This is a genomic window from Paraclostridium sp. (genome assembly GCF_051657365.1).
Lineage (GTDB): Bacteria > Bacillota > Clostridia > Peptostreptococcales > Peptostreptococcaceae > Paraclostridium.
Window position 1 is genome coordinate 1 of the sequence record NZ_JBOFKN010000219.1, and the last position, 14,641, is coordinate 14,641.

A 14,641-nucleotide genomic window follows, 5' to 3' on the forward strand; every position below is an offset into this window, starting at 1 on the left:
AACTTTTAATAAGGAGATTAAATTAAATGATCAATGTACACTTAACTAATACTTTAAAATCAAATAACTTTTATTTTAGCTATTATAGTTAAGTTTGTATTTATGATATAGATAAGAAAATCATGGATACAAACAAAAACTGTTTGTATCTATGATGGCTAATTTAAGGTTGTACTTAAGCCACATAGATAAATACTATGTGGCTTTTTTAATCCTAGGCAACTAAGGCCACATAGTATTCGCTATGTGGCCTTTTTATATACAAATTATAAATCAATTAGAAAAGAGGTTTAATTATGAATAAAAATAAAGATATATTAATAATAGGATTTGCTTTATTTTCCATGTTCTTTGGAGCTGGTAACTTGATATTTCCACCATATATAGGATTAACATCAGGTAGTGATTGGTTAATAAGTTTCTTAGGATTCATATTAGCAGACGTTGGTATAATACTATTATCTATAATTGCAGTTTCAAAAGCTGGATCTTTACAAGGTGTTATAGGAAGAGCTGGTAAGAATTTCGGATTAACCCTAGAAATTTTAATGATGCTTTGCCTAGGACCTATATTAGTCATACCAAGAACAGCAGCAACAACATTTGAACTAAGCATAATGCCAATATTTAATCATGTTAATCCAGTTTTATTTTCAATAATATTTTTCGTTTTGACACTTGGTCTTGCTATACGACCAAGTAAAGTTATGGACATTATCGGTAAATTTTTAACTCCTGTACTATTATTAGCACTTTCAGTATTAATAATAAAAGGAATTCTATCACCTATTGGAACTTTAGAACATGTTAATTCTGATAACTTATTTGTAACAGGCGTAACTCAAGGATACCAAACTATGGATGCTTTAGGTATAGGAGGAATAGTAGCACTTGTTATGACTTCTTTTGTGAATAAAGGATACCAAGATAAAAAGGAAAATATATCACATACTATAAAAGCTTCTTTAATAGCATGTATTGGTCTGACAGTAGTTTACGGTGGATTAACTTACTTAGGAGCTACAGCTTCAACTTTATTTGATAGCAATATATCTCAAACTGAACTTTTAGTAAATATAACATATAAACTTTTAGGAAATGTCGGAACGATTATGTTAGCAATAGTTGTAGGGTTTGCATGTCTTACTACTGCTATAGGTTTAACATCTGTTACAGGTAAATACTTTGAAGATCTTTCTAATAAGAAATTTAAATATGAACACATAGTTATTTTCATATGTACTTTCAGTGCAATAGTTTCAAATTTTGGAGTTGATAAAATAATACAAATAGCAATACCTATATTAAGTTTAATTTACCCAGTTTCTATAATTTTGGTTATTATGAACATATTTAAAAAGCTATTCCCAAATGACATAACTTTAAAAGGTTCAGCTTATACTACTCTTTTAATAAGCTTACTTACTGTTATAGACAGCTTAGGTATAAATATAGATATAGTTCATAAATTGCCACTTGCAAATTTAGGATTCAACTGGGTTATCCCAGCTATAATAGGAGGGGCATTATCTACTTTATTATTTAAAATAACAAATGTATCTGCTTCATCCAAAAACTAAATACAAAAGGGTCTCAAAATAGCTAACGAAGTAGATATATAAGTTTTAGCGACATTTCAAAGCATTTTTCCAGCTTTGGGAGCAAAACTTATATATCTACTTCGCGACCCTAATTATACCTATTCTTCTATTACTTCTATTGTATCTCCATGCCTTACTTCTCCACCTTTTATTATTTTAGTGAATATACCTTCCCTAGGCATTACACAATCACCAACTTGAGATTTAATTGCACACCCTGAATGACACTTTTTACCTATTTGAGTAACTTCTTGAATAGTATCACCTATTTTCAATTTTGTTCCTACAGGTAACTCATATAAAACTATATCTTTAGTAGTTATATTTTCTGCAAATTTTCCAGTAGATAGACCTTCTATTCCCATAGCTCTTATTTTATCTATACTCTCATCTCCTAGTAAACTTACTTGTCTATGCCAATTCCCAGCATGTGCATCACCTACCAATCCATGTTCTTCTTTAAATGTCCCAACTTCTATTGGAGTTTTTATAACTCCCTTTTTTTCACTTATATTGATAGCTATTACTATTCCTTTTTTATTCATGTCTGTTGTACTCCCCACTTTTCCCACCTATTTTATTCATAACTCTTATGTTTCCAATTACCATATCTTTATCTACTGCTTTACACATATCATATATTGTAAGCATCGCTGTAGATACTGCTGTTAAAGCTTCCATTTCAACCCCAGTTTTCCCTATCGTAGATACTATTGCTTCAACCTCTATTTCATCATCTAATACAGTGAATTTTATATCTGAACCTGTTAAGAAAATATTATGACACATAGGTATAATATCCCAAGTTTTCTTTGCTCCAGTTATTCCACCAATTTGAGCTACCGATAAAACATCACCTTTTTTCATTTTATTATCTTTTATCATATCTATAGTACTTGGTTTCATTTTAATACTACCTTTTGCTATAGCCACTCTTTTAGTTTCATTTTTCTCGCTTACATCTACCATCTTAGCTTTTCCATATTCATTAAAATGCGTAAATCCCATAAATTACCTCCTATATAAAAATAATACAACTAAATAAAAAAGGATACCTCAAGATAATAGTATCTTTTGATACTTATTTTAAGGCATCTTTTTTTGTATTTATTATAGTTTTATACTTTTCATTTCGTATTTTTCTAATTGTTCTTTTAATACATCTTTATCTATATTTATTTTTAAGTCATCTAATTTTAAGCCTAATTCTATATCAGTTTTTATTGTTGCTAGTTTCTTAGACATGAATGCATTTTCTTTTTCTGCTACTAATTTTTTCATAGGATTTCTAATTCCTAGCTCGTTTTTCCATTCTGTTGCAACAAGTTTTAAGCCTTTTTCGTCTAAGCCATCTACTGCTTCATAAATTTCTTCTAGTGTATCATACTTTTGAAGTAGTGGTATACTTGTTGTGTCTCCAAGTCCTTTTATTCCTGGAATATTATCTGATGAATCTCCTGATATTGCTTTGTAATCTACTATTTGATGTGGCTTTAACCTTTTAACTTGTTTTAATAAATCTATACTATATTCAAATGTATTATTTGGTAAATTACAGTCTTTTAAGTTTATGTTGCAATCTTGGGCTATAGTTTGTGCTTTTGATGTATTCATCCACACTACAGTGTTATAATCTACTAATTGTAAATAATCTTCATCTTTAGTATATAAAGCTACTGGTATTTCTGATTGGAATGTTTTAGATAATGTTCCAGCAAAATCATCAGCTTCATATACATTTTCATAATTTTCACTCGGTGTAGATATTAAAACTTTAACACCTATTGCTTCGAGCATTTCTCTTAGTAATCCATATTGTTCTTTAAGCGGAACTTCTATTGGCTTTCTAGTTCCTTTGTAGTCATCATATATTAGTTTTCTAAAAGTCATCCTTGTTGAATCTAAGCATACTGCTAAATGAGTAGGATTTTGATTCTTTAACATAGATATCATTATTTGCATAAACCCATATACTCCATTTGTATACACTCCATCTTTAGTTTGAAGTATTTTATCATAATATTGTTCTTTTTCTTCCACTGTTTTTGCAAACATTATTTGCCTTGGAAGCCTTGCAAAATAACTTGTGCTTAATAATGAAGATCCATCTATTACAAGTAGTCTTTCTTCTGATAAAACATCAGTTTCTTTTATATTTTCAAATATTTCTTCCTTTATAGTTTCTACTATTTCAGGTTCTATATTTTCTTCTTTAAATTTGTTTATATTTTTATTTCTTATTCTAAAATCTGTATCCATTCTAGATCCAACAAAACTATTAAGTCTTATTTTTTCAGCTCTAGATAATACATCTTCTTTGATTTTTTCTTCTTCGGCTTGGTTTTGCTTTAGTAAATCAAATAAATCCATACGCTTCTCCTTTTTGCATAAAATTGCTTGTATAATATATTAATTATATCATAATATATCATTTTTTACTTCTTACAGTAATTAGAAAGGGACGGTCTTAAAAATTTTTAAGACCGTCCCTTTCTAATTTATTTATAATTTTTTATGCATCAAAATCTACATGTACTTTTCCTATTGGAGTATTTATATCTATATAAGATAAGTTGAAGTTTTCATCCATAATATCTATTTTATATTCAAAGAATATATCATCTTCTTTTTTAGACATAAATATGTAGCTTCCATTTTCTTTTTCTTCTATTTCATCACATATTTCTTCATATATTTCTTCCCCACTTATATTTCCATTATAACCAGCATTTTTTATTTTTTCTTCTATTAATTTATATATTTCTTCCATTTGATTACCTTCTTTCTTATTCATGTGTCAAATACAGTCTACAATCATCTTTTACATATTGTCAACTATATTATATAAATTTTACTTGTAATACTTTTCCTTTAGCTTATTAATTTCATTTTCATCTGGACCTGTAGCTTTTCCTATATTTCCATCTAACATCTTCCAAGCTGTATTATGCATATCTTTAACCTTATCAAAGTCTCCTTTTTTCCACTTCCCTAGTGTCTCTATAAAGAAGTCTTTATGACTTACGCTAGAACTCTTTAATATAGTTATTAACTTTTCTATATTTTCAGGACTAGGCTCTATGAATCCTATTTTTTTACCTTCTTTAGCCTCTATAACTGAGTTTGACATCCAATGAACTAAATCATATGCATCATAACTTTCAGAGCTAAATTTTTTTCCAGCTTTAATTTCATCATAATATTTATTTAACATATTTTGATATGTATCTGAATATGTTACTTCTTTTCCACTTTCACTTTCAACTTGTGATTTTACATTACTTTTATTTAATTCACTCCCTTTATCTTTACCAATAAAGTTGTATCCAATAACTCCTCCAACTATTATTATAGTTGCCCCAATTATCCCTATTTTGATTTTACTATCCATAAGTCCCTCCATGTAAATCTTTTCATTTCACTACTTTACCATTTTTTACCTTATTTAATTATTGCTTTTATACTATCATTTTGTCAACCCGCATAAAAAATGCCTTAAAATGACTAGCTTAAGATATTTATCTTAAACGTTTATCATTTTAAGGCATTTTTTTATATTTAATTACTACCTAAGTTTAAGGCTTTAGTCAACCTATTAAGTGGTAATATTCCTATTATTACAGTAGATAATATTCCTTCTACACCTAAGCTTGATACGTTATATATAAATGAATATACAAATACATTCATCCCCTCTGGTGCATAATCACCAAAGAACACACAACCTGATATTATATTCATTGATACACTAAGTACTACAGCAAATAAACATCCTAATATTATCTTTGATTTTTTCTCTGTACCAAATGTTCCAGCCAATCCTAATAACATAGTCGGAAGTATATAGTCTAATAAAAACTGTGCCGGATGTATTACATATGCTCCATTTAATAATTTAAGTATTCCATAAACTAATCCACCTGTTATACCAACTGTATTTCCAAATAATACTGATAATAGCATTGTTGGTAACATTGAAAATAATGATATTCCTCCACCTTGTGGATATTTTATAAATTCTATCATATTTAAAATATATGATATTGCACTAAACATACCTATTGTAACTACTATTTTAGTCGTAAATTTAGTAGATTTTAATCCTTTTAGATAATATATAAAAAATGCTATACTCCCTAATATTATAATGGTATTTATCATACTCCACCCACCTACTTTCGTATATTTATAAAATTTTACTCCAAGTTATACACTCGCTATATATATCATCACAACTTAATATTGCCGATACTATTGCATATCCATCTATATTGATACCCTTAAATGTATTTATATTATCTTGTGTTATTCCACCTATTAAAACCTTTGGTATATCAATATTTTTATCTATCTCTTTTAAATTTTCTACTGTAACTATAGTTGCATCAGTTTTAGTGCTCGTACTAAACATAGCTCCTATCCCTACATAATCTGCTCCACCAACTTTAGCTTCCCAGGTTTCTTTTAAATCATGAGTAGATACACCTATTATTTTATCTTTGCCTATTAATTTTCTTACTTCTTTTAAAGGAATATCACTTTGCCCTACATGAACTCCATCTGCATCACAAAGCATAGCAATATCAACTCTATCATTTATTATAAATAAAGCATTATATTTTTTAGTAAGTTCTCTTAATTTATATGCTTTTTCTAAAAACTCTTTTCCACTCGCAGCTTTTTCTCTTAATTGAAGTGTAGTTACTCCACCTTTTAGAGCATCTTCTATACACTTGTAAAAGTCTCTGTCTTTAAGTATTTCTGAATCTGTAACTAAATATAGTTTTAGCTTTTCTCTCATTTTATATCTCCCTTTAATTGTTAGATAACTTTAATACTTTTTTAAATCTTGTTATAGGTAATAAAACTAATATTATAGTTGAAAATAAACCTTCTACTCCAGCACTTGATATATTGTATAAACAAGAATATACTACTATATTCATTCCTTCTGGTGCATATTGTCCAAAATAGACTACTCCAGATATTATACATACTAATACACTTAAGCTAGTTGCTAATAAACATCCTTTTACTATATCACTTTTCTTCTCAGATCCAAATTCTCCAGCTAAACCAAGTGCCATAGTTGATAATAAATAATCAAGAATAAATTGTGCTGGATGTACTACATATACTCCATTTAATAGCTTTAATAAACCAAACACCAATCCACCAGTTACTCCTGCGCATCTTCCATACAAAATAGATAACAACATAGTAGGTAACATGGAAAATAATGTTATTCCTCCACCTTGTGGATATTTTATAAATTGTATCATATAAAGTATGAAGGAAATTGAACTAAACATAGCAATCATTACTATTTCTTTCGTTTCAAATTTGGTTTTACTAACATCTTTTATGTATAACCCAAATAGTATTATGCTTATAATTAAAATTATTGTACTTGCCATGATAGACCAGCCTCTTTTACTTCTTCATATGCCATATTCCAAAATTCTAATTCATATAAACTAGATTTTACAAATATATCTGTAAGTTTTTTTATTTCTTTTTCGTTCATATCTTTACATAACTCATTAGTATATTCTAACCATTCCTTTAAAACTTCGTCGAATTCAGGATCTGCATACATTTCTATCCACTCTTTATAGTAGTTTCCTTCTACATTGTTTTTATAAGTTTCATAAAGATAATGACCTATGTAATTGTAGCTCCAATTACATGGTAACGTTGCCATTACAATTTCTTCTACTCCGCCTGTTAATGAAATTGCTTGCATATAACTTGTATAGCTACTTGAAACTATTTCATATTCACACTTTTCAGCTTCAACTGGCAATACTCCTAATTTTTTCATATATTCAATATGTATAGCCGCTTCATCTTCTATAGACCCTTTAGCAGCTTTATTAAAAAATTTCATTTCTTTAACTGTACTTGCTTTTACCATTCCCATAGCAAAAACTCTTGAAAACTCTTTTAAATATAAATAATCTTGTATAAGATATTTTTTGAATTTTTCCTTTGGTAAAGTTCCTTCCCCAATTTCTACTACAAAAGGATGATCTAGGTAACTTTGCCATATATCCTTAACTTCTTCAAATAAATAGTCTGTAAATTTCACTAAAAGACCTCCACCCTAGAGAATTTTTTTAATTTATCCTCATTTAGTTTATATATATTATCCATTAATTTAACTCTAAAACTTCCAATACCAATATCCTCACTATCTGATAATTCTCCACATAAACTCATAGTAAGAATTCCCATAGCTGCTGAATTTAACTTATCTTCACAAGCGCCTAAATAGCTACCTATTAAACTGGCACTCATACAACCTGTACCAGTTATATTTTTTAATTTAGCTGTCCCATTTTCAATTTTTATAGTCTTTTCTCCATCAGTTATAACATCTACTTTTCCAGTAGCCACTACTATACATTCTAGCTTTTTAGCTACCTTTTTTACAATTTCATCTATATTTTCATCTTCATCAAATGAATCTACGCCTTTTCCTTTAACATCAAATCCACCTATGTACTTTATCTCTGCAAAATTTCCCTTTATAACATCAAACTTAACTTCATTTAATAATTTCTCTACTAAAATAGCTCTTGATTTTGTTGCAAATACACCTACTGGATCTAGTATAATTGGCTTATTGAAACTATTTGCTATTTTACCAGCTTTTATAAATAAATCTCTATGATCAGAATTCATAGTTCCTATATTTATAACTACTGAGCTAGCAATTGGAATTATTTCCTCAGCTTCTTCATAAGAATAACTCATTAATGGACTTGCTCCTAATGCTAGAGTTATATTTGCACAATCATTTATAGTTACCTCATTCGTATAATGAAGCACTAGTGGATTTACTTCTTTTACCTTACTCAATAATTCAAACATATTTAGTCTCTCCCTTTTAACCTTTATCTTTATTTATCAAATTTATAAAAATGATGTACAGGCCCGACCCCTCCACCTATATCAAAACTATGTCTTATAGCATCAGTTATATACTCTTTGGCATTTGAAACAGCTTCTACAATATCATATCCTAGTGCTAAGTAAGCAGTTATGGCAGATGACAGTGTACAGCCTGTTCCATGAGTATTTTTTCTATTTAATCTTTCACTTTTATAAATTTTAAAAACATCTTTGCCTATTAAAATATCGATAGCATCTCCATCTAAGTGTCCACCCTTCATTAATACATAATCAGGTCCTAACTCTAATATTTTTTTTCCAACCAACTTCATATCATCTAAATTATTAATTTTAATTCCTGTGATTTCTTCAGCTTCTAATGTATTTGGCGTTATTATGTAAGCTTTAGGTATAAGATATTTAATCAAATTATCTTTAGCTTCAGCTTTTAATAAAGAATATCCACTTTTAGAAATCATTACTGGATCTACTACTAAATATTTAGGTTTATATGTACTTAAAGTATCTACTATTGTTTTTATTATTTCTGGGCTTGAAACCATGCCTATCTTTACAGCCTTTGGCGGTATATCATCAAATACTACCTCAATTTGTTTTTTAATTATTTCTTTACTTAAATCTTCTACTAAAAATACTCCATGGGTATTTTGGGCTGTAATAGCAGTTATAACACTCATACCATAAGTTCCTATAGCACTAAAGGTTTTTAAATCAGCTTGTATACCTGCACCTCCAGATGAATCTGATCCCGCTATCGTGAGAGTTGGTACTTTATACTTTTCCATTTGATGTTTCCCCCTTGATTATTGAAATTAAAAAAAGCTATATCCCACCAATAGGAATATAGCTTTTAATTTACTATGCAAATAAATTTCATTTGTATATTTAGTAAAGCTTTCCTACGCTGGTATTATCCAGATCAGGTTTGAGGGTTAATGATTAAATCATCTCTCAGCCATTAGGCACCCCTAGCTATTTATTTAGATTACAATTTAATTATAGCTCAGTTTATATATATGTCAACAAATTTCCGCAAAAAAAGTACCATCTTGAACGTCTCCAAAATGATACCTTTTGATTTAAGCTAATTCTGTATTTGCTATGTTAATATCTTCAAATTCATTTTCACTACTTGCAACTACTAATGTACAAGTATTATCACCCATAACATTTACTGTTGTTCTAAACATATCTATTATTCTTTCAACTCCCATTATAAGACCTATTCCTTCAAGAGGTAATCCTACTGATTGAAGAACCATCGATAACATTATCATTCCTACCCCCGGAACCCCAGCAGTTCCAACTGATGCTAATGTTGCTGTTAAAACTATTGTTAACATATCATTTATCCCTAAATTAACACCATAAACTTGTGCTATAAATAGAGCTGCAACACCTTGCATTATAGCTGTTCCGTCCATATTTATAGTAGCTCCCATAGGTATTGTAAATGAACGTATACTTTTACTAACTCCCATTTCTTCCATTAATTCTAAGCTTACTGGTACAGATGCATTACTTGATGCTGTTGAAAAAGTAACTGCTGCTACCTTTGTGAATTTACGTATAAATCCTATGAAGCTAATTTTTGTAAATGCTTTTAATGCACCTCCATAAACTACTATTACATGAAGTAGTAATCCTAGTAAAACTACTAATATATATTTAACTAATGAACCTATAGCTTGTGTTCCTACTGTTGCAAAAGTATTTGTTATAAGTGCAAATACTCCAAAAGGTGCAAACATCATTATTACTCCAACCATTTTCATACATATTTCATTAGCACTTTCAAATAATTTTTTTAAAGGTTTAGCCTTTTCTCCTACTAAGCTCATTGAAATTCCAGTAAGCATAGCAAAGAATATTATTTGTAACATCTCTCCTTTTGCAAATGCTTCTATAGGGTTTGATGGAATTATATTTAATATTATTTCTGATAAAGATTGATTTTGTGCTACATTTGTAGATTGAGTTGCTACAGTTCCTAAATCAAGTCCTGATCCAGGTTTTAATAATACACCTAATGCTAGTGATATGCATATTGCAATAGCTGTTGTCGTTAGATAAAATCCCATTGTTTTAAATCCGATTCTTCCTAGCTTTTTAATATCTTCCATAGCTGATACCCCACATACTAAAGACACAAATACTAAAGGTACTACCATCATCTTTATAGCTTTTGTAAATCCAGTTCCTATTACATTTATAAATCCACCTAATAATAAAGTATCTTTAGTATAACTTGCTGGCATTTTACTAAGTATTATCCCAAGTATCATTCCTAAAAATAGTCCGATTAAAATCTTACTCGTCAGTCCAAGTTTTTTCATGTATATCTCCTCCGTCTATTTGTTATATTTATATTATACATTAAAAACTCATTTTTGTGTAATATTTTAAAGTTTTCGACATGTTATCGGTATTTTCTCTTAATTTATTTAAGTTATATAGTTAAATACTTTATTTTATTCTAGTTTTATCATATATTACCTTATATATTATCTCATATTGGCTTAAAAAACTTATTTATCAAACTATTCCATATTATTCCTAAGTATTTGTTCACATATATCCGATTATTTCTATCAATATGCACTTTAAAGCATCACTTTTTTAAAACAATAAATAAAATAATTCATATTTTCCATAAACTAAAAATAGACGGTATATAAGTCTTGTAATACTTACATACCGTCTATTTTTTATAATTTATATTAACCTAATACTTTTATCTCTATATTTTGTCTTCCAAAAGTATTACACTCTGATTCACTATTCATAAATATATCTATCTTATTTCCTTTTATAGCACTACCACAGTCTTCTGCTGTAAATACCATATCAAACTTAGGTATATATACTTTAGTTCCATAAGGTATTACTGTAGGATCTACAGCTATAGTTCCCCACTTAGGAGTTGTTCCTGTAGCTGTTATCGTGTGTCCTGCATATGCACTGGCATTTACAGTCATTGAACGACCATTATCATTAGGTACAGTTGTTTCTTCTGGTGCTACACTTGCTGTATTATTTTCAGTAGTATTTGAAACTATTTGTTCACTTTTTTGTTCAACAGCTACTGGTGCAGGTGATATAGTTGCTTGAGTTTCTGTTAATACATAATCTCCACTTATCCACCCATATTTATCATCATCTAATTTAATTTTGTACCAATTATCTTGATCTTCTAATATTTCTATAACTTTGTTGTTATCTAATGTTCCTATTTTATCTTCTTCTACAGACGGTCCTTTTCTTACATTTAACAAACTTGCAGTTACTGTAGCCTTTTCTTTAGTAGTATATTCTCCATTAACCCAACCTTCTTTACCGTCTGAAAGTTTTACTTTTTCCCAACCATTACTAGTTTCTAATATTTCAACAACCATACCTCTATCTAAAGATGCTATTTTGCTTTCTTGTACAGATGCCCCATTTCTTACATTTAATGTTTCTGCTCTTACTACTTCTTTCTCTGCTGCATATATACTATGTGTTGAAGTATATAATCCTCCAATTACTAATCCTAATGTTAATATCAACGATTTCTTTGCTCTTTTATTCATACTCATAAAAAGTTTCCCTCCAATTAATAAAATTATATATTATTGACTATTCTGTCTTGTAAAATTCATATTTTCTAAATTTGTTACTTTTTCGTAACTTTTTCTAAGTTGATTTTAATTCTAATACATTTTTGAACCTTTGTAAACACCTAGCACCTAAAAAAGTTAAAAAGGGTTACAAAAAAGTAACAATTAGTAACAAATTCCATTTATTGAAATTTCAACGTTTATAATTAGTTTAGTCTATGATTTTAACTTTTTCTTAAAATTTTGTAATTTTTTTAATTGATAAGGAAATTTTATAAGAATTTGATCTTATTTTTCACATTTTTCTTTCCATTTGCTTAATTTCTTACTATATATTTCTTTCACACTTTCTATATCTATATCGTTATCGTAACTTTGTGCTATTATAGCACTCGCTACAATAATTACATCTAAACATTCTTCTACTACATCTTCCTTTGTCTTATTTTTATATCCACATCCACAAGCATCCGAATAGCTAAGTACAGCTTGTGCTACCTCCCCTACCTCCTCTGATAACTTTAATGTTCTTTCTACTAAAGTTTTTTTATCTATAACTGTTAATTTTTCTATATCTTTAAAGTCCAATAATTTATTGTTTTCCATTTTACTCATCTCTTTTCTATTATTAATCACAACAAAAAAGAGAATGCCTAATCATAGTTAGCCAAGGATAAATGTATAAGTTTTAGCCACATTTCAAAGCATCTTTCCAGCTTTGGGAGCAAAACTTATACATTTATCCGAGCGCCCTATGTGGCATTCTCTTATCTATCTTTAGCTAGCTTTGTTAACTGATGTATCATTTCCATTAGTCTTCTTAGCTATAACCGGTAATATTAATCCTATTCCCATTAATACTAAAGGTGTTATAACATTTAAAGAAACTCTGAATATCCACTCTGCACTAAATACAGCTACATCTGTTGGGAACATACCCATTATACATGCAAATGCTGTGAATCCAAAACACCAAGCTCCTACTAAGAATCCAAACTTATCACTCTTTATAAACTTGTACTCAGTTTTAAACTTGCTACTCATCTTCTTAAGACCCATGTAAGCTAAGAATACCCATAAGTATCTCATTGGCATTACAACTGAATTTAATTTTAATAACCAGTTGAATAATTCATTAGTATTACCTATTCCAAGTGCAGGTATTACTATTAAAGCTGAAACTAATACTGCAGTCATTATATATCCGTTTACTAAAACACCATTTTTGTTTGTTTTAGATAAAGCCTTAGGTATAAACTTAGCATCTGCTTCACCTAATAACACCTTTAGTGGTGCATCTATAGAGAATACTAATGCAGATAATTGCGCAGCTGTGTTTGCTAAAGCATAAACTACAACAAATACGCTACCTAAGCCATAATGCTCTCCAAGTAATTGGAATGCATAATATTGACCATTCATCATTAAATCTTCTGGTATAGCGTTAGCATTAAACATCATACCCATAGCTATTGATCCTAATAATGCACATACTGCAACCATTCCAGCTAATACTAACATTCCTTTAGGGAAGTTCTTAGATGGATTTTTAGTATTATTTACATATGGAGATATCTTTTCACATCCTCCAACTGCAAATACTAACATTGATAAAGTTGTTAAGTAAGCAAAGTCAAACTTAGGAACAAATGACTTAACTGTTATATCAGGTGTTGCAACGTGTCCTGTTATAGCAGGAGCTGCTAATCCTAATACGATATATAGTAAAGACATAACAAACATTGACATACCTGCTACATTACCTATAACCTTTAGTACCTTTACCCCTTTTGTTGAAACATATAAAAATACTAAGAATACTACTAAAACCATTGATTGTAATATTAAAGGATTTAATGCCTTTAATACTTCAGCTAGCTCTCCAGATGGACTAACTGCCCATGAAAGTGCTATTAATAAAGCTTGTGGCTTTTGTGCTAAATAAGGAACATGTACAACCCAGTACGTCCATCCTGCCATAAAAGCAAGCATTGGTGTTGTAGTTGATCTTATCCAAGCTGAAACTCCTCCTTGAGAGTCTTTAAATGCAGACCCTAATTCCCCTACCATTAAAGCATACGGTACAAAATATAAAGCTATCATAAATATCCATGAAAATACTACTGTAAGTCCTTGGTTGGCAAAGTTGTTAACAACATTCCCAAATCCCCATACCATAACAAACCCCATTAGTGCTATGTTTTGCCATGTTAAATTTCTGTTTTGATCAGACATTGGTGTTCTTCCTCCTGAAAATTTTGTATAATTACGTTTTCTATTATATATTTTTATAAAACCTTGTCAATATCGTTTTTGTAAATCGTTTTCATTTTTCTTTTGTGTTATTGTTCAAATTTTCTGATAATCAATTTTATTTCTATCTTTTTTTCAAAATCACAAGTTAATATTTTGGAAAATTTTCACTTTTTATTAAAATATAAAGATTTTTTTATTTTATTAATAATATTAAGTATTTTTTTTGAACTGTATTTAATAAACTCTTTCACTTTTTTAAATTTAATT

The 14,641-nt window shown here is 29.0% G+C and carries 16 protein-coding genes and 1 riboswitch; of the genes, 1 reads left to right on the forward strand and 15 read right to left on the reverse strand.

What is annotated here, in order from left to right; genetic code table 11:
* The first annotated feature begins 296 nt into the window (after window positions 1-296).
* Window positions 297-1,580: a branched-chain amino acid transport system II carrier protein gene (gene brnQ, locus ACRCYC_RS17065; RefSeq protein WP_438620302.1), complete on the forward strand. Its 1,284-nt coding sequence runs from the start codon at window positions 297-299 to the stop codon at window positions 1,578-1,580.
* 119 nt (window positions 1,581-1,699) lie between these two features.
* On the opposite strand, the gene ACRCYC_RS17070 is transcribed toward brnQ, so the two are convergent.
* The 15 genes from ACRCYC_RS17070 to ACRCYC_RS17140 all read right to left on the reverse strand — a co-directional run bounded on the left by ACRCYC_RS17070 (window position 1,700) and on the right by ACRCYC_RS17140 (window position 14,353).
* Window positions 1,700-2,146: an MOSC domain-containing protein gene (locus tag ACRCYC_RS17070; RefSeq protein WP_438620303.1), complete on the reverse strand. Its 447-nt coding sequence runs from the start codon at window positions 2,144-2,146 to the stop codon at window positions 1,700-1,702.
* Window positions 2,139-2,609, reverse strand: a complete 471-nt coding sequence (moaC, locus tag ACRCYC_RS17075) for a cyclic pyranopterin monophosphate synthase MoaC (RefSeq protein WP_438620304.1) — start codon at window positions 2,607-2,609, stop codon at window positions 2,139-2,141. The genes ACRCYC_RS17070 and moaC overlap by 8 nt, the downstream gene beginning before the upstream one ends.
* Before the next feature lie 102 nt (window positions 2,610-2,711).
* The gene (locus ACRCYC_RS17080) at window positions 2,712-3,971 is read right to left on the reverse strand and encodes a 5'-3' exonuclease (protein WP_438620305.1); all 1,260 of its coding nucleotides are present in this window, start codon (window positions 3,969-3,971) and stop codon (window positions 2,712-2,714) included.
* A 142-nt stretch (window positions 3,972-4,113) separates the two neighbouring features.
* On the reverse strand, window positions 4,114-4,395 hold the full coding sequence (locus ACRCYC_RS17085; RefSeq protein ID WP_438620306.1) for a hypothetical protein: 282 nt from the start codon (window positions 4,393-4,395) through the stop codon (window positions 4,114-4,116).
* Window positions 4,396-4,452: 57 nt separating this feature from the next.
* Window positions 4,453-4,992, reverse strand: a complete 540-nt coding sequence (locus ACRCYC_RS17090) for a DUF6241 domain-containing protein (protein ID WP_438620307.1) — start codon at window positions 4,990-4,992, stop codon at window positions 4,453-4,455.
* Between the two features lie 167 nt (window positions 4,993-5,159).
* Window positions 5,160-5,762, reverse strand: a complete 603-nt coding sequence (thiT, locus tag ACRCYC_RS17095; protein ID WP_438620308.1) for an energy-coupled thiamine transporter ThiT — start codon at window positions 5,760-5,762, stop codon at window positions 5,160-5,162.
* A 25-nt stretch (window positions 5,763-5,787) separates the two neighbouring features.
* A complete protein-coding gene (gene thiE, locus ACRCYC_RS17100) occupies window positions 5,788-6,402 on the reverse strand; it encodes a thiamine phosphate synthase (protein WP_438620309.1) in 615 nt (204 codons plus the stop codon).
* A gap of 13 nt (window positions 6,403-6,415) precedes the next feature.
* Window positions 6,416-7,018 (reverse strand): energy-coupled thiamine transporter ThiT, encoded by a 603-nt coding sequence (gene thiT, locus ACRCYC_RS17105; RefSeq protein WP_438620310.1) that lies wholly within the window; start codon window positions 7,016-7,018, stop codon window positions 6,416-6,418.
* Window positions 7,003-7,692 (reverse strand): thiaminase II, encoded by a 690-nt coding sequence (tenA, locus tag ACRCYC_RS17110; protein WP_438620311.1) that lies wholly within the window; start codon window positions 7,690-7,692, stop codon window positions 7,003-7,005. The genes thiT (ACRCYC_RS17105) and tenA overlap by 16 nt, the downstream gene beginning before the upstream one ends.
* Entirely contained in the window at window positions 7,692-8,477 is a 786-nt protein-coding gene (gene thiM / locus ACRCYC_RS17115) for a hydroxyethylthiazole kinase (RefSeq protein WP_438620312.1), read from the reverse strand. The genes tenA and thiM overlap by 1 nt, the downstream gene beginning before the upstream one ends.
* A gap of 29 nt (window positions 8,478-8,506) precedes the next feature.
* Entirely contained in the window at window positions 8,507-9,304 is a 798-nt protein-coding gene (gene thiD / locus ACRCYC_RS17120; protein WP_438620313.1) for a bifunctional hydroxymethylpyrimidine kinase/phosphomethylpyrimidine kinase, read from the reverse strand.
* Window positions 9,305-9,398: 94 nt separating this feature from the next.
* Window positions 9,399-9,499: riboswitch (TPP riboswitch) on the reverse strand.
* 99 nt (window positions 9,500-9,598) lie between these two features.
* The gene (locus tag ACRCYC_RS17125) at window positions 9,599-10,855 is read right to left on the reverse strand and encodes a dicarboxylate/amino acid:cation symporter (RefSeq protein ID WP_438620314.1); all 1,257 of its coding nucleotides are present in this window, start codon (window positions 10,853-10,855) and stop codon (window positions 9,599-9,601) included.
* 384 nt (window positions 10,856-11,239) lie between these two features.
* Window positions 11,240-12,097 carry an SH3 domain-containing protein gene (locus ACRCYC_RS17130; protein ID WP_438620315.1) on the reverse strand — a complete coding sequence of 286 codons (858 nt, stop codon included), beginning with the start codon at window positions 12,095-12,097 and terminating at the stop codon, window positions 11,240-11,242.
* A gap of 309 nt (window positions 12,098-12,406) precedes the next feature.
* Window positions 12,407-12,724, reverse strand: coding sequence for a MazG-like family protein (locus ACRCYC_RS17135; protein ID WP_438620316.1), 318 nt, complete (start codon window positions 12,722-12,724; stop codon window positions 12,407-12,409).
* 171 nt (window positions 12,725-12,895) lie between these two features.
* A complete protein-coding gene (locus tag ACRCYC_RS17140; RefSeq protein ID WP_438620317.1) occupies window positions 12,896-14,353 on the reverse strand; it encodes an amino acid permease in 1,458 nt (485 codons plus the stop codon).
* Window positions 14,354-14,641 lie beyond the last annotated feature (288 nt).